This window comes from Anaeromyxobacter dehalogenans 2CP-C, from assembly GCF_000013385.1.
In the GTDB taxonomy this organism is placed as follows: domain Bacteria; phylum Myxococcota; class Myxococcia; order Myxococcales; family Anaeromyxobacteraceae; genus Anaeromyxobacter; species Anaeromyxobacter dehalogenans_B.
Map to the genome: position 1 here is coordinate 2,089,712 of NC_007760.1, position 16,765 is coordinate 2,106,476.

General features: G+C 71.1%; 16 protein-coding genes and 1 tRNA gene. 11 read left to right on the forward strand and 6 right to left on the reverse strand.

The genetic code is table 11. The features are described 5' to 3' along the window. Positions 1-10: 10 nt before the first annotated feature. A complete protein-coding gene (lipA, locus tag ADEH_RS09500) occupies positions 11-991 on the reverse strand; it encodes a lipoyl synthase (protein WP_011420883.1) in 981 nt (326 codons plus the stop codon). A 157-nt stretch (positions 992-1,148) separates the two neighbouring features. On the opposite strand from lipA, the gene ADEH_RS09505 reads away from it, so the two are divergent. Next, entirely contained in the window at positions 1,149-2,222 is a 1,074-nt protein-coding gene (locus ADEH_RS09505) for an HD domain-containing phosphohydrolase (protein ID WP_011420884.1), read from the forward strand. 73 nt (positions 2,223-2,295) lie between these two features. After that, the gene (moaA, locus tag ADEH_RS09510; RefSeq protein ID WP_011420885.1) at positions 2,296-3,300 is read left to right on the forward strand and encodes a GTP 3',8-cyclase MoaA; all 1,005 of its coding nucleotides are present in this window, start codon (positions 2,296-2,298) and stop codon (positions 3,298-3,300) included. An 11-nt stretch (positions 3,301-3,311) separates the two neighbouring features. Here the strand turns inward: moaA and ADEH_RS09515 are convergent, their stop codons facing one another. From ADEH_RS09515 to ADEH_RS09530, 4 genes are all read right to left on the reverse strand, one after another. Next, on the reverse strand, positions 3,312-4,481 hold the full coding sequence (locus ADEH_RS09515; protein ID WP_011420886.1) for a C45 family autoproteolytic acyltransferase/hydolase: 1,170 nt from the start codon (positions 4,479-4,481) through the stop codon (positions 3,312-3,314). Between the two features lie 134 nt (positions 4,482-4,615). Next, on the reverse strand, positions 4,616-5,038 hold the full coding sequence (locus ADEH_RS09520) for a cobalamin B12-binding domain-containing protein (RefSeq protein WP_011420887.1): 423 nt from the start codon (positions 5,036-5,038) through the stop codon (positions 4,616-4,618). After that, a complete protein-coding gene (locus ADEH_RS09525; protein ID WP_011420888.1) occupies positions 5,035-5,829 on the reverse strand; it encodes a class I SAM-dependent methyltransferase in 795 nt (264 codons plus the stop codon). Before ADEH_RS09525 ends, ADEH_RS09520 begins: the two co-directional genes overlap by 4 nt. Positions 5,830-5,856: 27 nt before the next feature. Further along, positions 5,857-7,623 (reverse strand): methylmalonyl-CoA mutase family protein, encoded by a 1,767-nt coding sequence (locus ADEH_RS09530; RefSeq protein ID WP_011420889.1) that lies wholly within the window; start codon positions 7,621-7,623, stop codon positions 5,857-5,859. Positions 7,624-7,848: 225 nt separating this feature from the next. Between ADEH_RS09530 and ADEH_RS09535 the strand changes: the two genes are divergently transcribed. The 8 genes from ADEH_RS09535 to ADEH_RS09575 all read left to right on the forward strand — a co-directional run bounded on the left by ADEH_RS09535 (position 7,849) and on the right by ADEH_RS09575 (position 14,165). After that, positions 7,849-7,922 (forward strand) — tRNA-Met (locus ADEH_RS09535). 105 nt (positions 7,923-8,027) lie between these two features. Next, on the forward strand, positions 8,028-9,236 hold the full coding sequence (locus ADEH_RS09540) for a tyrosine-type recombinase/integrase (protein WP_011420890.1): 1,209 nt from the start codon (positions 8,028-8,030) through the stop codon (positions 9,234-9,236). Positions 9,237-9,820: 584 nt separating this feature from the next. Further along, positions 9,821-10,075, forward strand: a complete 255-nt coding sequence (locus ADEH_RS09550; RefSeq protein WP_011420892.1) for a hypothetical protein — start codon at positions 9,821-9,823, stop codon at positions 10,073-10,075. Then, positions 10,062-10,289, forward strand: coding sequence for a hypothetical protein (locus ADEH_RS09555; protein WP_041453459.1), 228 nt, complete (start codon positions 10,062-10,064; stop codon positions 10,287-10,289). Before ADEH_RS09550 ends, ADEH_RS09555 begins: the two co-directional genes overlap by 14 nt. Then, positions 10,286-12,541: a PriCT-2 domain-containing protein gene (locus tag ADEH_RS22570; RefSeq protein WP_011420894.1), complete on the forward strand. Its 2,256-nt coding sequence runs from the start codon at positions 10,286-10,288 to the stop codon at positions 12,539-12,541. Before ADEH_RS09555 ends, ADEH_RS22570 begins: the two co-directional genes overlap by 4 nt. 418 nt (positions 12,542-12,959) lie before the next feature. Then, positions 12,960-13,523 (forward strand): hypothetical protein, encoded by a 564-nt coding sequence (locus ADEH_RS09565; RefSeq protein ID WP_011420895.1) that lies wholly within the window; start codon positions 12,960-12,962, stop codon positions 13,521-13,523. Beyond that, entirely contained in the window at positions 13,510-13,824 is a 315-nt protein-coding gene (locus ADEH_RS09570; protein WP_011420896.1) for a hypothetical protein, read from the forward strand. Before ADEH_RS09565 ends, ADEH_RS09570 begins: the two co-directional genes overlap by 14 nt. 2 nt (positions 13,825-13,826) lie before the next feature. Beyond that, positions 13,827-14,165, forward strand: a complete 339-nt coding sequence (locus ADEH_RS09575; protein WP_011420897.1) for a hypothetical protein — start codon at positions 13,827-13,829, stop codon at positions 14,163-14,165. An 8-nt stretch (positions 14,166-14,173) separates the two neighbouring features. Here the strand turns inward: ADEH_RS09575 and ADEH_RS09580 are convergent, their stop codons facing one another. Continuing rightward, positions 14,174-14,728 (reverse strand): hypothetical protein, encoded by a 555-nt coding sequence (locus ADEH_RS09580; RefSeq protein WP_011420898.1) that lies wholly within the window; start codon positions 14,726-14,728, stop codon positions 14,174-14,176. A gap of 120 nt (positions 14,729-14,848) precedes the next feature. Between ADEH_RS09580 and ADEH_RS09585 the strand changes: the two genes are divergently transcribed. Beyond that, entirely contained in the window at positions 14,849-16,672 is a 1,824-nt protein-coding gene (locus ADEH_RS09585) for an HK97 family phage prohead protease (RefSeq protein WP_198133816.1), read from the forward strand. Positions 16,673-16,765 lie beyond the last annotated feature (93 nt).

The following is a 16,765-nucleotide window of genomic DNA, read 5'->3' on the forward strand; positions in this document are numbered from 1 at the left end:
GCTCCTGTCGTCAGCGGGGCTTCGTCCTCGACTCGATCTCGCCGCGCAGGAACAGCTCCGCCGCGCGGTACGACGATCGGACCAGCGGGCCGCTCGCCACGTACCGGAACCCGAGGGCGAGCCCCTGGTCCCGGTACGCCGCGAAGCGCTCGGGCGACACGTACTCCACCACCGGAAGGTGCCAGGCGCTCGGGCGCAGGTACTGGCCGAGCGTGAGGATCTCGACGCCGTTCGCGCGGAGGTCCCGCATCGCCTCGACCACCTCGGCCTCCTGCTCGCCCAGGCCGACCATGATCGACGACTTCGTGACCACCTGCGGGAACTCGCGCTTCATCTGCGCGAGCACGCCGAGCGTCTGGTCGTAGGTGGCCTTCGCGTCGCGGACCGCCGGCGTGAGGCGGCGCACGGTCTCGAGGTTGTTCGCGAAGACGTCCGGCGCGGCGCGGCCGACCGTGCGCACGGCCGCGGGGTCGCCCCGGAAGTCCGGCGTCAGCACCTCGACGAGCAGCCCGGGGATCTCCTTCAGCCGCCGGATCGCGTCGGCGAAGTGCGCGGCGCCGCCGTCCGGCAGGTCGTCGCGGTCCACGCTGGTCACGACGATGTAGTCGAGCCCCAGCTCGGCGATGGCCGCGGCCAGGTGGCGCGGCTCGTCGGGATCGAGCGCCGGCGGGTGCGCGGCCGTCTTCACGTTGCAGAAGCGGCAGCCGCGCGTGCACACGTCGCCCATCAGCATGACGGTCGCGGTGCCGCCGCCCCAGCACTCCGCCACGTTCGGGCAGTGCGCCTCGGCGCAGACGGTGTGGAGCTGGAGCCCCTTCAGCGTCTCCCGGACCTTCTGGTAGCGCTCGCCCCCCGGCACGTTCACCCGGAGCCAGCTCGGCTTCTTGGCGTCCATCGGGATGCCGCGCTCGCGCATCGCGGTCGCGATGTCGCGCCGCGAGGTGGGCGCCTCGGTGCCGAGGACCGGCAGGCTGCTGCGGGGTACGCTCATTGCGCCGCCGATGTAGCGATGGGTTCGAGCCGGGTCAAGACGCGCCGCTCCTTTGGTCGCCCGCCCCCAGCTACCCTACACATTGGGGAGCGTACCTGCATGCTATACTCCGCGCGCTTCTCCCCTCTTGGGTTCGCCCAGTCCGCCCCGGTTCCGAATGACGGAGATCGCCCCCGAAGCCACCCGGATCCTGATCGTGGACGATGACGCCGCGGTGCGGGACGTCATCACGGTGCTCCTCCGCGAGGAAGGATACGTCTGCACCACGGTCGCGAGCGCCGAGGCGGCGCTGGACGAGGCGCGCAAGACCGACTACCCGCTCGTCATCAGCGACGTGCGCATGCCGGCGCGCGACGGGTTCTGGCTGCTCGAGCAGATGCGCGAGGCCTCGCCCGACACCGCGGTCATCATGCTGACCGCGTACGGCGACACCGAGGCGGCGGTCGAGTGCCTGCGCAACGGCGCGGCCGACTACCTGCTGAAGCCGCCGAAGGTCACCGAGCTCATCCGGGCGATCGAGCGGGCGCTCGGCCGGCGGCGGCTGGAGCTGGCGCGCGGGCGGTACCGGCGCAGCCTCGAGAACCGGGTCAAGGAGAAGACCGCCGAGCTCTCCCGCACGCTGCACGACCTCGAGAGCACCTACTCGCAGACGCTGTGGACGCTGGTGGCCGCGCTCGACGCGCGCGAGCACGAGACCAGCGACCACTCGCAGCGCGTGGTCCGCTACACGCTCGCGATCGCCCGGCGGGTGGGCCTACCAGAGTCCGCGCTCCCGGACGTCGGCCGCGGCGCGCTGCTGCACGACATCGGCAAGATCGGCGTGCCCGACGCGATCCTGCTGAAGCCGGGCAAGCTGACGCCGGAGGAGTGGACCGAGATGCGGAAGCACCCGCAGATCGGGTTCAACATCCTGAAGAGCGTGGACTTCCTGCAGGTGCCCGCCGAGATGGTGCTCTGCCACCAGGAGCGCTTCGACGGCGGCGGCTACCCGCGCGGCCTCTCCGGCGAGGCCATCCCGCTCTCGGCCCGCATCTTCGCCATCGCCGACTGCTTCGACGCGATGACCAGCGACCGGCCCTACCGCAAGCGCACCTCCACCGAGAACGCCCGCAAGGAGATCCTGCGCTGCGCCGGGACGCAGTTCGACCCGCGGGCCGCCGACGCGTTCCTGTCGCTCTCCGAGGACGAGCTGCTGGAGCTGTCGCGGCCGTCGGACGAGCGGCCCATCTGAATCCGCGCTGCGCGCCCCCGCGCAGGCCGCCCGGTGGCTTTCTCCTCCCCCCGCGGTGGTGGTATGAGGCGCCGTGCTCCAGGAACCCCCCTCCCCGGCCGTCGCGCCGCTCGTGGACGGCCAGGGTCGCCGGATCGTCTACCTCCGGCTCTCCCTCACCGATCGCTGCAACTTCCGGTGCAGCTACTGCTCGCCGGCCGCGCCGGAGACGCACGAGGACCCGCTCGCCCGCGACGAGGTCGCGCGGCTGGTCCGCATCTTCGGCGGCCTCGGCATCCGGCGCGTGCGCCTGACCGGCGGCGAGCCCACGCTCCGCCGCGACGTGCTGGACGTGATCCGCGAGGTGGCGCGCGCCCCCGGCATCGAGGAGGTGGCGCTCACCACGAACGGCCACCTGCTCCAGTCGCTCGCCGGCCCGCTCCGCGAGGCGGGCGTCACGCGGCTCAACGTCTCGCTCGACACGCTCGACGCGGAGAAGCTGCACCGCATCGCCGGCCGCGCCGCGACGCTGGAGCGGATCGTGGCCGGGATCGAGGCCGCCTACCGGGCCGGCTTCGCCTCGGTGAAGCTGAACGTGGTGGTGGTGCGCGGCCAGAACGACGACGAGCTGGGCGCGCTGGCCCGCTTCGCCTGGGGGTTCGGCGCCACCGCCCGCTTCATCGAGCTGATGCCGTTCGGCCCCGGGAGGCCGGTGCCCACCGCCGAGGTGAAGCGGCTGCTCGAGGCGCAGGGCGTCCGGCTCGAGCCCGACGCCACGCGCGGCTGGGGCCCCGCCTACCACATGCGCGGCACCGCCGAGCACGAGGGCCGGACCGTCACCGGCCTGGTCGGCTTCATCGGCGCCATGACCGAGAACTTCTGCGACGGCTGCAACCGCGTCCGGGTCGGCGCCGACGGCTCGCTGCGCGCCTGCCTGGGCGGCCGCGAGCGGCTCGGGCTGAAGGAGCTGCTGCGGGGCGGCGCGACCGACGCGGAGATCGCGGCGGCCATCCGCGCGGCGCTGCTCGGCAAGGGCGAGCGCCACGAGATGGAGCGCGGCGGCGACGGGCTGCTGCCCATGATCGGGACCGGCGGGTAGCGCGGTCGCCGTCAGTCGCGGAGCTCGAGGCGGAGCGGCGGGGTGCGCACCGTGCGGAGCCCCCCGGGGCGCAGCGGATCCGGCTCCTCGCGCTCGAGGAACGTCACCTCGAGCGCGCGCTCCCGCAGGTCGTAGATCCCGTGCCACAGCGTCCGATCCGCGGGCAGCTCGCCGGGGCCGCCGGGCGGCTCCACGAACGCCCGCGCCGCCGCCGCCGCGAGCGCCGGGGGCGTCCACGGGGCGGTGGCCTCCGCCAGCGCGCCGCGCAGCGCCCGCCAGCGCGCGTAGGTGCCCGAGGGCCCGGGCCCGGCCGGCAGCGGCTCGTCCTCCGGGTGGCGGTGCAGCGCGTGGTTGGTGAGCACGAGCGGGAGGCCGGCCGCCTCCAGCAGGTGCGCGCGGTTGCGGCCCAGGCCCACCTCGAACGCGAACGCGTCGCCGTGGCGGTCCGCCACCAGCCAGTGCACCGGGTACGCGGCGTAGTGGTGCTTGGCCGCGAGCAGCGCCTCGCGCGCCTGGATCGCGTTCGCGCAGGTCTCGAGCACGTGGCGCCCGAGCTGCAGCTCGTCGAGGCCGACCGGCTCCGCCTCCGGCTCGAGCGGACGCGCCTCGGCCGCCTCCACGTCGGAGGCGGCCACCACCGCCAGCCCCTCCGCGTTGATCCCGTCGAGCGCGCCGCCGAGCAGGTCGAACGCCACCATCGCGAGCGTGGCGTGCCCGTCGCTCGGGTGCAGCTCGAGCAGGTAGGGCCGGTCGGCGCCCGGCCCGCAGCCCCGCGGCCGGTTCCCGCACGGCATGGCGTGGTCGAACGCGCGCGAGACGAGCGGGTGGCCGCCGGCGGCGTCGCGCGGCGGCACGAACGCGGCGGAGCAGCCGGCGACGGGCGGCGGCGAGCCCAGGCGCGAGACGTCGTAGGCGTCGTCCGCCGCGTCCACCCCGAACGCGTCCGCGGCCCCGCGCACGCGCTCGTGGAGCACCGGCGCGTTCCGCCGGAGCCACTCCGCCTGCACGCGGACGCGCAGCGGATCGCGCGCGGCGGTCGCCTCCACGCCGTAGCGGGTCCGGGCGATCTCCCCGAGGTGGCGCCCGATGGCGCGGTTCGAGCCGCGCAGCACCAGGTGGTGGACGACGAGCGCGCCGCCGTCGCCGCCCGCGACGATCCGCTCCTCCACCCTCGCAGCCATGAGCGCCTCCCGCGGGAGACACTAGGCCGGCCGAGGGCGCTCCGGGGGCACCGCTGGGGTCCCTGCCGAACGCGTGCGACCCCGCGCGCCGGCGGGCGAGCGGGCGGGCGCCCGGCGGCGCGGTGGCGACGCGACTAGGCGGCCGCGGCGCGCGGACGGATGTTCGCGCGGATCCACTCGATGATCGCCTGGGTGGAGGAGCCGGGCAGGAACACCTCGGCGGTCCCCTTCTCCTTCAGGCGCGGCACGTCGTCCTGCGGGATGATCCCGCCGCCGAACACCACGATGTCCCCGGCGCCCTTCTCCTTCAGCAGCTCGATCACCGCGGGGAAGAGCGTCATGTGGGCGCCGGACATGATGGACAGCCCGATCGCGTCCACGTCCTCCTGGACCGCGGCGGCCACGATCATCTCCGGCGTCTGGTGCAGGCCGGTGTAGATGACCTCGAAGCCGCCGTCGCGCAGGGCGCGGGCGATGATCTTCGCGCCGCGATCGTGGCCGTCCAGGCCCGGCTTGGCGACGAGGATGCGGAGGGGGCGCTCGGTGGCGGGGCTCATGTGATCGGCTTCTCCAAGAGGGCGATGAGATCCGGCGCTTCGGGATCCAGCTCACGGCCCGGGTGCTCCCCCGCGCCGGTCGTGCTCGTCAGCTCCAGGACGCGGAGGCCGGCGCCAGCGGCCAGGGTCCTCCACTCGGAAGGCCTGTAGTACCGCAACTCCGCCGTGCCCGCCAACACCGCGCCCGAGGGGCGGACCAGCCGGCGCTCGCACCGGTCCACCCCGGTGGCCGGGTCGAACTCGGAGGTCTCCTCCACCACGGAGCCGTCCGGCAGGGTGCGACGCGACGCGTCGCGCGGCTGGCGCGCGAGCCGGAGCGGGTTCGCGTGGTGGACGAGGAGCCGCCCGCCCGGCCGGATCGCGGCCGCCAGCGCCGCCAGGCAGGCGGCGTTCCCGGCGTCGTCGAACATGAACAGCGAGGCGTACCAGGAGAACGCGGCGTCGAAGGCGCCCGGCCGCAGCGGCAGCGCGCGGAGGTCGGCGCGGAGCCAGGCCGGGCCGGGCTCCCCGCCGGGCGCCGGGGTCGGCGTCGAGGCCCGGGCGCGCGCCAGGTACGCGGCGCTGCGCTCGAGCCCGACCACCGCGCGCACCCGCCCCGCCAGCGCCCGCGCGTGGCGCCCGTGCCCGCAGGCGAGGTCGAGCACGCGGTCGCGCGGGCCGAGCCGGAGCAGGCCGGCGATGACCTCGGCCTCCAGCGCCGTCAGGCGCGGGGTGAGCAGGTCGGCGATCGGCTCGAGGTAGAGCGCGCCGTAGTAGCCGTCGGACCAGTGCGGCGCCGGGGAGCCGTCCACCCGGCCAGTGTACCGGAACGCGCCCCGCTAGAACCGGCCGTCCTCGCGGTAGGTCCCGTGCACCTTCCGGAAGGTGTCGGCGATCTCGCCCAGCGTCGCGTAGGCCTTCACCGCCTCGACGACCGGCGGGACGACGTTCGTCCCCTCGCGCGCCGCCCGCTCCACGCCGGCGAGCGCCGCGGCCACCTGGGCGCCGTTGCGCCGCGCCTTCACCGCCTTCAGGCGCTCCACCTGCTCGCGCGCGACCGTCTCGTCGATGCGGAGCAGCGGGATCTGCTGCTCCTCGCGCGCCTGGAACGCGTTCACGCCCACCACCAGCCGCTCGTTGCTCTCGACCTCGCGCTGCCAGCGGTAGGCGCTCTCGGCGATCTCGCGCTGCGGGTAGCCCTCCTCGACCGCGCGGAGCATGCCGCCCATGTCGTCGATGCGGCGCAGGTACTCGATCGCGCGCCGCTCCATCTCGTCGGTGAGGTACTCGACGTAGTAGCTGCCGGCGAGCGGGTCCACCACGCGGTCGGCGCCGGACTCGTGCGCGATGATCTGTTGCGTGCGGAGCGCGACCGTGACCGCCTCCTCGGTGGGGAGCGCGTAGGTCTCGTCGAGCGAGTTGGTGTGCAGCGACTGGGTGCCGCCCAGCACCGCCGCGAACGCCTGGAGCGCCACGCGGACCACGTTGTTGTAGGGCTGCTGCGCGGTGAGCGAGACGCCCGCGGTCTGCGCGTGGGTGCGGAGCAGCAGCGACTCGCGCTTCTTCGCGCCGAAGCGCTCCTTCATGGTGCGCGCCCAGATCCGGCGCGCGGCGCGGAACTTCGCGACCTCCTCGAACAGGTCGTTGTGCACGTCCCAGAAGAACGAGAGGCGCGGCGCGAACGCGTCCACGTCCATGCCGCGGTCCACGCACTCCTGCACGTACTCGATGCCGTCGGCGAGCGTGAACGCCAGCTCCTGCAGCGCCGTCGCCCCCGCCTCGCGGATGTGGTAGCCGCTGATCGACACCGGGTTCCAGCGCGGCATCTCCTTCGCGCAGAACTCGATCATGTCGCAGACGATGCCGACCGCCGGGGTGGGCGGGATCATCCACTCCTTCTGCGCGATGTACTCCTTCAGCATGTCCGCCTGGAGCGTGCCGCCCAGCTTCGCGCGCGGCACGCCCTGCTTCTCCGCCACCGCGACGTACATCGCGAGCGCGATGACCGCGGTCGCGTTGATGGTCATGGAGGTGGTCACGTCGCCGAGCGGGATCCCGTCGAACAGGATCTCGAAGTCCTCCAGCGTGGAGATGGCGACGCCCTCCTTGCCCACCTCGCCGCGGCTCATCGGGTGGTCGGCGTCGTAGCCCATGAGCGCCGGCATGTCGAAGGCGGTGGAGAGCCCGTTCACGCCGTGGGCGAGCAGGTACTTGAAGCGCTGGTTCGTGTCGGCGGGCGTGCCGAAGCCCGCGAACTGGCGCATGGTCCAGAGCCGGCCCCGGTACATGGTCGGCTGCGGACCCCGGGTGAACGGGTAGGCGCCCGGGTAGCCCACGTCGCGCAGGAAGTCGTGCTCCGGCAGGTGGGCCGGGTCGATCACGTCGGGGATGGGGATGCCCGAGTCGGTCTGGAAGGCCGCCTTGCGCCGCGGCAGCCGCGCCAGCGCCTCCGCCAGCTCGTCCTGCGTCCAGCGGTCCCGGGCCTCGAGCACCCGCGCGATCTCGTCGCGCCCGTACAGCGGCCGCTCGGCGCGGTCCGGCGCCTTCGGCGTGTCGCCCCGCTTCTCCACCCGCCGCGTCTGGTCCTTCGCCGGCTTCGAGCCCATGGATTCCCCTCGCTGTGAGCGCTGGCTGCCTCGCGCAGATCTAACCCGAGGGAGCGCGGCAGGTCAGGTCGCCACGCGGGGCCGCCGGAACCCGCGTTGCGAGACCGCTGCTCGCCGCGCCGCGCCGTCCCCGGTCGCCGCCCACCCAGCGGCCGGGCGGCCGGGCGCGCGCCGCGCTTGACGCGTTCCCGGCGAGAGGGATATGAACCCGCGTTCCGCAGGACCGGTGAGGTAGCTCAGTCGGCTAGAGCGAGGGTCTCATAATCCCTAGGTCGGGAGTTCGATTCTCCCCCTCACCACTTCACAACAGCCCGTAAGGACGCGGTTCTCGCCACAGATACTTGTGGCGAGCGTTCGGGCTGTGTTCCCTTCGTTACGCAGCCGTTACGTAACAGGGGGACGCCATGGCGCCGGAACAGCAGGCAGGTCGGGCATCGCACCGAGGCTCTTGGATCGGGACTTGGGAAGGCGGCCGGATCTGGCGCGGCGCGGACGGCACCACGACCTTCCACATCCAGCGCATGGTTGCTGGGCGCCGCTATAGCTTCGGCGTCGCCACCTCGCATCGCGCCGCCATCAAGCAGCTCGAGCGGTTCGAGTCGGACCCGGCCGGCTTCCAGCCTGGGGGCACGCCGCGCGCCGCGCCGCTCTTCCTCGACAACGAGCTGGTCGAGGAGTTCGTGGTTTGGTCCGCCGGCGAACGAGCGAACACTGCTCAGTGGGTGGGGAAGCAGAAGGCCATCCTGACCTGGTGGATGGAAAGGCTCCGAGGCGTCGACCTCCGTCGCGCCTCGTTGCGCGACCACATCCTGCCGCCGCTCGAGGGTGCCACCTCGCGCCGGCAGCGGATCGCTGTCCTCAAGGCGCTCTACTCCTGGCTCCGCAAGCGGCGCCACCTGCTGACCTCCGCGGATGACTGCACGCTCGACCTCTCCGCCCCTGCCGCCACGCCCGAGCAGTGGCGCCGCCTCAAGACCATACCGCGCGACCACATCGACCTCGTGATCGAGTACCTCCGCGCCGAGGAGCAGGAGCGTCGCACCAAGCACGAGCAGCGCAAGCAGGCCCGCCGGCAGACGAAGTCCGGCACGGTCCTCCGCGTGGTGTCCGACAACGAGGAGGAGAAGGAACCGCGCGACGCGCCGTGGTCCGACGTGCTCACGATCCAAGCCGGCACCGGCTGGCACACGACCGAGGTCGTCCGGTTCGCCGCGAGCGGCTCCATCGAGCCTCTCCCGCAGGCGGTGGTGCAGGACGGTGTCGCGGGCGTGCTCATCTGCCCGATGCACAAATCCGGCGAGCCGATTCGGACCCGCGTCTCGGCCGCGGTCGTCGACGCGGCGAAGCGCCTGCTCGAGCACGGCGCGGTCTCGCGTGAATGGTACGACCGCGCCGTTCGCGCCGCCTGCAAGTCGGTGAAGCGCCCGGACGGCAAGGTCGGGATCCCGGTGTTCACGCCCGGCCGGCTGCGCCACTCGGTGGCGACCTGGGCGATCGAGTCTGGAGCCGACCCGGCCGCCGTCGCCGCGTTCCTGGGCCACAAGTCGGCCCGAACGACGAAGCGGTTCTATGCGACACACGCCAGCGTGCGGAAGGTGCCGACGCTGGTGTGACCCGGCTTCACCCGGCCGCCTCTACCTTGACGCTGGCGTGCCGCCTGTGGTCTCGTAGCCTCGCAGTCAACATAGCTTGTGCCCCGCGCCTGGGGCCTTGAGAGTCGGTGGCAGCGGGAAGGCCGGTTCTCCACGAACTCCCCAGGGCGCGGATAGGCAAAGTCGCTGGTCACCCGACTGCGACGGCACGAGACCGATCTCCACGCGGAACCCGAGCCGGCGTGGCGAACCCCAAAGGAAGGGTTCGCCATGCCTACGTCCGCGAAGCGGTCTACTGCCCTCACGCCCAAGTATGATCCCCTCCCCCTCGCGCTTTCGAAGCGTGCGGCGGCGAAGAAGCTCGGCATCGACAGAGGCCGCACGCTCTCACTCCTCATCCGCACTGGCCGGCTGCGCACCGTGCCGTGGGGCAACGCGGTTCGGATCCCTCTCGCCGAGGTCGAGCGACTGGCAGCCGAGGGTTTCGACGCCAAGGGCGCCGCGCCGCGGGCGGCACAAGCTCCGCGCGCGAGGCGCGGCACTGTTGACCCTGCCGCGCTCCGCCGCATGACGGTGGGCGACATCCTCGCTCGGAGGAAGGCGCCTTGACCCGCAAGCAAGCGGCGGCGCTCGCGCAACTGGTCGAGGTCCTCAAGCCGAGAGAGCTGCAGGTTCTCTTCACGTACTGTGACCGCGCGTTCTGGGAAACCGACGCGCTCATCCGCGGCACGTCCGGGGACGCCGTCATGCGGCGAGTGCTGGAGCGGCGCGCGCGCCTTCTGGTGACGGCGCGTCGCCTCGCGCTCAAGAAGCTTGGCGGGGCCGTGCCTGATGGAGGCGGGTCCAATGACCGCGCGTGAGTGGAAGGCTTTCGAGCGCCTCGTCGCGATCCTCAAGCCCGGTGAGCGGGCGGTCCTCATCCGCGTGTTGGGTCGACAAGCGCGCGAACTGGCTGCCATCGCGCCCAACCCGGCTCACGCAGCGGACCGCCTCATCCAGCGTCGCGTGCGCGAACTCAAAGCGATGCGCGACTACGCCGTGGAGATGCCTGGCCGGGAGGAGGCTCGGCGATGACAACCAAGCCCTCTCCGGAAGCGCTGCGCGCTGCGCTACCTGCACAACTCATCGCGACGGACGCTTGGGTCGGCCACAAGGCCAAGAAGCCGCTGATCCTGCCCGGCTGCGCTCGACTGGCGAAGACCAACGACCCCAAGACGTGGCGGCCGTTCCGCGACGCGCTGGCGTTCCTCAAGCGCACGTACGACGACCCGCAGGCCGGCGTCGGGTTCGTCTTCCAACGCAAGCTCGGCGTCGTCTTCATCGACTTCGACCACTGCCTGGACACGAGCGGAGCCCTCCTGCCCTGGGCGGCGCCGCTGCTCGAGCCGTTCCGAGGGACCTACGTCGAGCGGAGCCTGTCCGGACGTGGGCTACACGTGCTCGCGCTCGGGAGCGTCCCGCACGCTTTTTCCAAGCTAGTTCCACCAGCAGCTGCCGGTGACGAGCACATCGAGGTCTACAGCGAGAAGCGGTACGCCGCGATCACTGGCGACACCTACGACGGCGCGCCCGCGGAACTGCTGGACAAGCAGAAGGAGCTGGACGCGCTCCTCAGGGCGCTAGCACCCAAGGCAACCGTCGCAGCCACCCGGAGCGATGAGCACGTGCCGCTGTCCGCGCAGGAGGTCGACAAGATCCGGAGTGCACTGGACGCGATCGACCCGGACGTCGGCCACGATGAGTGGCTCAGGGTTGGGATGGCGTTGCACTTCGGATTTGAAGGCAGCGCGGAGGGGCTGGCGCTCTGGAACGAGTGGAGTGCTGGTGGCGGAAAGTACAAGAACGGCGAGCCGGCGGACCGTTGGCGGTCGTTCAAGCGAAACGGCGTCACGCTCGGATCGCTTTTCCACTTCGCCAAGAAGCACGGCTGGCGACCCGAGCCCACAGCCGAGCAGGACTTCGGGCCAGCGCTCGCGCGCGACGAAGCCTTCGTCAGCCTGGACGATCTCAACAGTCAGTTCTTCGTGATCGAGGAGTCGGGACGGCACTTCGTCGCGTGCGAGTCGTACGATCACGCACGCCGCAGAAGGATGCTCAAGCGCTTCTCGTTCGCAGAGTTCAAGGCGCGCTATCTCGGGCGAACGGTCCTCAACGAAAAGGGCCGGCAGATCCCGATGGCGAAGAGCTGGCTCGAGTGGCCCGGCCGCAGGCAGTACCTCGGTGGCGTGGTCTTCGTGCCGGGTCGCTCTCTCCCGTCCGACGTGCTGAACCTGTGGGGTGGCTGGGCAGTAGCGCCCAAGCCCGGTGACTGGTCGCTTCTGCGCGAGCACATCCACGACGTCATCTGCTCCAAGAACGACGAACTGGATGCTTACGTGATGGGCTGGCTGCGCCGCCTCGTGCAGCGGCCGGATGAGCCAGGAGAGGTCGTCCTGGTTCTGCGAGGCGTCCAGGGCGCCGGGAAGAGCGTTGTTGGCTACGCGCTGCAGAGGATGTGTGGTCAGCACGGGATGGCCGTGGCAAGCCAGCGCGCGGTCACGGGCCAGTTCAACGCGCACCTTCGCGACCTCCTCCTGCTCGTGGCGAACGAGGCCGTCTTCCCCGGAGATCGCAGCGGCACGTCGGCCCTCAAGGCGCTCGCAACCGACCCGACGATCTTTCTCGAGCAGAAGGGGATCGATGCGGTCGAGGTGCCGAACTACCTGCACATCCTCATGACCACGAACGAGAACTGGGCGGTTCCGGTTGCGCTGGACGACCGCCGCTTCGCGGTCCTCGACGTGGCCAGTTCTCGCGTCGGCAACCGACCGTACTTCCGGGCCCTGCAAGCGGCGGTGAGGAACGACGATGTCATCGCTGCGATGTTGCACGACCTCCTCTCCGAACCGCTCGGTAGCTACGAGGTGCGCGACATCCCCAGGACCGAGGCCCGACACGAGCAAATGATGCAGTCTCTCGAGGGCGCGGAAGCGTGGTTGTTCCACGTGCTGACGCTCGGCGAGCTTTCACCGAGCGCGGTCGAGTGGCCGACGTTCGCCGCAACGACGACGCTCTACCAAAGCCACGAAGACTGGGCACGAAGCGGAAAGCATAGGCGCCTCCAAGACCCTGCGGTGATCGGCAGGTTTCTCGCGCGCTTCTTCGCAACCGAGCGACCGCGATCAGTCGGTGGCGCGCGAGTCCGGGGATACCAACTCGGAACGCTCGCCGAGGCGCGCGAGCGGTTCTGTTCCGTGCTGGGACTCTCCTCCGCGGTTTGGGGCGAAGACGCGGGAAGGGACACGTCCGCAGCCGACTCCAGGCGGGTTATGGAGGACCTCCTGTGACCAGCAGGCGCGGGCGCCCGAGAGCTGCGCCGGCCTGTGCGGTCCGGGTTGGGAGCAGAACCCGGACCGCACAGGAGCCCCGTCCCTACGTGTTCGGGCCGGGTGGTCCGGGTGGCCCGGGTGTTCCCGGGGTTACGAGAACGCGGGGGCACCAGGGGAAGACCGGACCAAGTCTTGGCGTCCCTGGTCTCCTCTTCTCTCTCTCTCACCCGGACCACCCGGACCAAATAGCCAGGGACGCGCGCCTCCGCGGTCCGGGCTCGGGCGACTACCCCGGACCACCCGGACCACACCACCCTGCAGCCCCCCCACGGCCGCGGGTCCTCTTGCGACCAGCGGGATTGCGGGGTCGCAGAGGCGCCTTCTTCCCCCATCGACCGAGGCCACAGCTTGATGCCACCGAACAGGAGCAACCACGATGAGTGAACGCGAACGACTTTCGATCCGAGCGGCGGCGCGCATGCTTGGGGTCGCGCACGTCACCTTGATGAAGGCGCTCGACCGGGGCCGGCTTGTGGAGTCCGTCGTGCGCGACGCCGCGGGCCGCACCTGGCTAGACGCGGACCGTCTGCGGGAGGAGTGGGAGAGCAGCCGGAAGCAGCTACCGCCGCGCGCGTACCAACCCGCGGTGTCGCGCGAGACGAGAGCGGCCGTTGGTCAGCGCCTCGCGGAGGCCATCGCGGAGGAACAGGCTTTCGAGCGTGAGTTGCTGCTCTCCCTCGTCTCGGACGTCGTCGTGGGCGCAGCAGAGGAGTTGCGCCGGCTCGGGCAAGAGACCACCGAGGCCAACCTCACCGACGCGCTGGCGCTGGGGCCGAGCTTCGACGTGCTCGGCGCCCCGGCGCTCTTGGCCATGCGCGGCCTCATCGAAGACGGCGGCCCCGCGAGCGCGGAGAGGCGCGAGCTGGCGCGTCGCGCAGGCCGGGAAGCAGTGAGGGAGCGTCTGCGCTGGAAGAGGGAGGCTACCCATGGCGAAGCCTAGCGACGGAACGGTCGAGGTCGAGCTGACCCCCGATGTTCAACTGCTGATCATCGCGCTCGGGTCGCACGCGCTGCGCGGAGCAACGGACACGCTCAAGGCGCTGGAGGCTCAGGGGTGTGTGGTGACGAAGGAGCACCTTCGCTCCGTCGTCGCCGCGCTCAGGCCGCGGGAGTTCTGCGAGGCGGCCCTGGTCCTGTTGACCGACCCCGCGACAACCAACGAGCAGATGATCGCGGCGGCGCGCGAGATGGGCATCCGAGCCGCACACGAAGCGGGGCCGTTTGCCCGAGTGGTGAACTAGGCGTGCCCGTCTCCGCAGAACAGATCGCGCGCCTGCGCGTCGCCGCGGCGACAGGCGTCCTGCCGAAGGACTTGGGACGCTGGCTAGTGGAGTTCGTCACAGAGAACGCGCACCGGTCCGAGCGCGTCCGCATCCGCGACGATCTACTGCGCGAGGCGGCCTCGCGCCTCTCGGGCTCGCGCTGGGCCAAGGCCAAGCGCCTCGAGACGGAGATCGCTGCGAGTCTCAAAGGCCGGACGCCAAGTTACGACGACGGTGCGGCCGGGCTCGTAGCCCAAGCGCTCGAGGTCGGTCCGCGCACGCGACTCGCGCGCCGACAACTCCTGAGAATCCTGCGCTAGCGCGGCGCCTATCCCGGGCAGATCACTTCCGAGAACCACGCGAAGTTCGTATCCGGAGCGATATGAGTCCACTCCCCAGAACTAGTGCCCGCCGGGTTCCCCTTGCTGTCGAAAAGGGTTCCCTCAAGAACTCGCGACATCTTCTGCCCGCACTCGATCTCAAACAGGAAGCGAGCCACCAGCCGAGGCACTCGGCTGGCGTTGTGCTCCATGACCACTATCGCCACCATCGCTTCTGGGAAGCCGTCGCCAAGCTGTTGCCGAAACGACGGCGAGCCAAGCAAAGGAGGCACATACCCGCTCCCAATCTTGTCGCTTACCGTTTTGACGAGCGCGTCAGTCGCCTTCTTGCTGGAGGGGGTGCCAGCTTTCTTGAGCGCCGCTGCTGAGATGGATTTCACCCAAAAGCGAACACTGGGCCCCGACCGCTGCACAGAGTCGACGTCGTAGAAGAGAACAAGGTCTCCGGACTCTGGGCTGACCATACCCAAGTACTTCCAGTCGGAGGCGAGAGCTGTCTGACAGGAAGCAAGTAGCAGAAACGTCCAGAGCGCGCGCGACATCGCATCTCCCCTTGGGCGCGCATTCTACCCCAACACCGCCGAACCGGCAGAAGTGACACAGTACCGACTTGTGGTGACATCACCCACGGTGCGCTTCTGGTTCGTATGCAGACCCGCACCATGTCCGTCGACCTGGGCGAACGCGAGCGCAAGGAAGCCGCCTCGTCGCGCCGGTTCCCCGTATCCGTCTCCAGCGAGACCCCGGTCCAACGCGTGGACTGGCAGAGCGGCGGTCAGCTGTTCGACGAGGTCCTCAGCCACGCGCGCGGCGCGGTCGACCTCTCGCGCGCCCCGCTGCCCGTTCTCGAGTCGCACGACCGCTCCAAGGTGAACGTCGGTGTCGTTCGCGACCTCAAGCTCGACGGGAAGCGCCTTCGCGGCGAGCTGGTCCTCGGGCAGAGCGAGCGCGCCAAGGAGCTGGCCGCGGACATCGCCGACGGAATCGTGACCGGCATCAGCGTCGGATACACGATCAGTCAAGAGACGCGCGACGAGAAGGCGAAGCGGATCACCGCGACGCGCTGGTGTCCCTACGAAGTCTCGATCGTTTCCGTTCCCGCCGATCCGAGCGTCGGCATCAACAGGAGTGCAAGCATGGACGAGCAGAGCGCCACCACCACCCCGCCCACCGACAACACCACGCCTCCCGAGGTCCTCGCGGAGCGCGAGCGCGCGAGCGAGATCCATGCGCTCGTGACCCGCGCGCGGCTCGGCGCCGACTTCGGCGCACAGCTCGTGCGCGACGGCGTCCCGCTGGAGCAGGCCCGCGCCCGCATCCTGGATGCGCTCGTCGTTCGGGACCAGCAGGCGCCGACCAACCAGCACACGCGCATGGACTACGGCCGTTTCGACGCCATCAGCCCTGGAACCGACTACGGCGAGGACTTCCGCCGTGCGGCCGTCGATTCGCTGCTCATCCGGTCCGGCATCCCGGTGGCGAGGCCGCACGCAGGCGCGCGCGACCTGTCGGGCAGCGTCTACGACCTCGCTCGGCTCTCGCTCTCTCGACAGGGGCGCACCGGGTCTCGCTTCGGCGAGAGCCGAGGCCCCGAGCTGATCAAGCGAGCGATGGTCACCGCAGACTTCCCCGCGATCCTTGCGGGTGCGCTCCACGCGTCCGTGCGGAGCGGCTACGAGAGCGAGCCCGCGTCGCACCGGGCCTGGGTTCGCGCCGTGCCCGTCCCCGACTTCCGCACGCAGCAGCGGCCGATCCTGGGGTCGGCGCCCTCGCTCGCCCAGGTGGGCGAGCACGGTGAGTACACCGACGGCTACTTCACCGACGAGATGGCGTCGTACTCGGTGATGAAGTACGGCCGCATGGTCGCGATCTCCTGGGAAGCCCTGGTCAACGACAACCTGGGCGCCTTCCTGCGCGTGCAGCCGGCGCTCGGGCAGGCGGCGCGACGCGCCGAGGCCGACACGGTGTACGCGCTGTTCGCGCTCAACAGCGCCGCTGGCCCGACGATGCAGGACGGCACGGCCCTGTTCCACGCGAACCACGCGAACCTCGCCACCTCTGCTGCGTTCGACTCCGCGCAGCTCGGGGCCGGCCGCGCGCTGCTGCGCAAGCAGCAGGCTCTCGGGGGCGGGTACCTCTCGCTCGTGCCCCGCTACCTCGTCGTCCCCAGCGAGCGCGAGACGGCCGCCGAGGTCCTGCTGGCCAACGCCACCCGGCGCGTGAACACGGAGAAGACCACGCCCGAGTGGATCGCGTCGCTCGAACTCGTGGTCGAGCCGCGCCTCGCCAACACGGCCGTCTACCTCGCCGCCGAGTACAACCAGATCGACACCGCCGAACTCGGGCTGCTCGAGGAGAACATGAACGGGCCGGTGGTCGAGGAGGAGGCGGAGTTCCGCAAGGACGTGAAGCAGTGGAAGGTGCGCCACGTCTTCGGGGCCAAGTTCCTCGACTGGCGCGGCGTCGTGAAGATGCCGGTGACCTGAGCTTAGGCGAACGCCCGGACCTGGCAACGGGCTGGCTCCGCACGACGCCGCGCCGCGCTCCGCGGTCCATTGCCGGGAGAGCGCACCTCCTTC

What these genes read in the sequence shown, in the direction of transcription:
- lipA (WP_011420883.1), bottom strand. Translation starts at nt 991, where the DNA reads ATGAGCGTACCCCGCAGCAGCCTGCCGGTCCTCGGCACCGAGGCGCCC.
- ADEH_RS09555 (WP_041453459.1), top strand. Translation starts at nt 10,062, where the DNA reads ATGACCGCGCGTGAGTGGAAGGCTTTCGAGCGCCTCGTCGCGATCCTC.
- ADEH_RS09570 (WP_011420896.1), top strand. Translation starts at nt 13,510, where the DNA reads ATGGCGAAGCCTAGCGACGGAACGGTCGAGGTCGAGCTGACCCCCGAT.
- ADEH_RS09540 (WP_011420890.1), top strand. Translation starts at nt 8,028, where the DNA reads ATGGCGCCGGAACAGCAGGCAGGTCGGGCATCGCACCGAGGCTCTTGG.
- ADEH_RS09580 (WP_011420898.1), bottom strand. Translation starts at nt 14,728, where the DNA reads ATGTCGCGCGCGCTCTGGACGTTTCTGCTACTTGCTTCCTGTCAGACA.
- ADEH_RS09585 (WP_198133816.1), top strand. Translation starts at nt 14,849, where the DNA reads ATGTCCGTCGACCTGGGCGAACGCGAGCGCAAGGAAGCCGCCTCGTCG.
- ADEH_RS09520 (WP_011420887.1), bottom strand. Translation starts at nt 5,038, where the DNA reads ATGAGCCCCGCCACCGAGCGCCCCCTCCGCATCCTCGTCGCCAAGCCG.
- ADEH_RS09515 (WP_011420886.1), bottom strand. Translation starts at nt 4,481, where the DNA reads ATGGCTGCGAGGGTGGAGGAGCGGATCGTCGCGGGCGGCGACGGCGGC.
- ADEH_RS09565 (WP_011420895.1), top strand. Translation starts at nt 12,960, where the DNA reads ATGAGTGAACGCGAACGACTTTCGATCCGAGCGGCGGCGCGCATGCTT.
- ADEH_RS09505 (WP_011420884.1), top strand. Translation starts at nt 1,149, where the DNA reads ATGACGGAGATCGCCCCCGAAGCCACCCGGATCCTGATCGTGGACGAT.
- ADEH_RS22570 (WP_011420894.1), top strand. Translation starts at nt 10,286, where the DNA reads ATGACAACCAAGCCCTCTCCGGAAGCGCTGCGCGCTGCGCTACCTGCA.
- ADEH_RS09530 (WP_011420889.1), bottom strand. Translation starts at nt 7,623, where the DNA reads ATGGGCTCGAAGCCGGCGAAGGACCAGACGCGGCGGGTGGAGAAGCGG.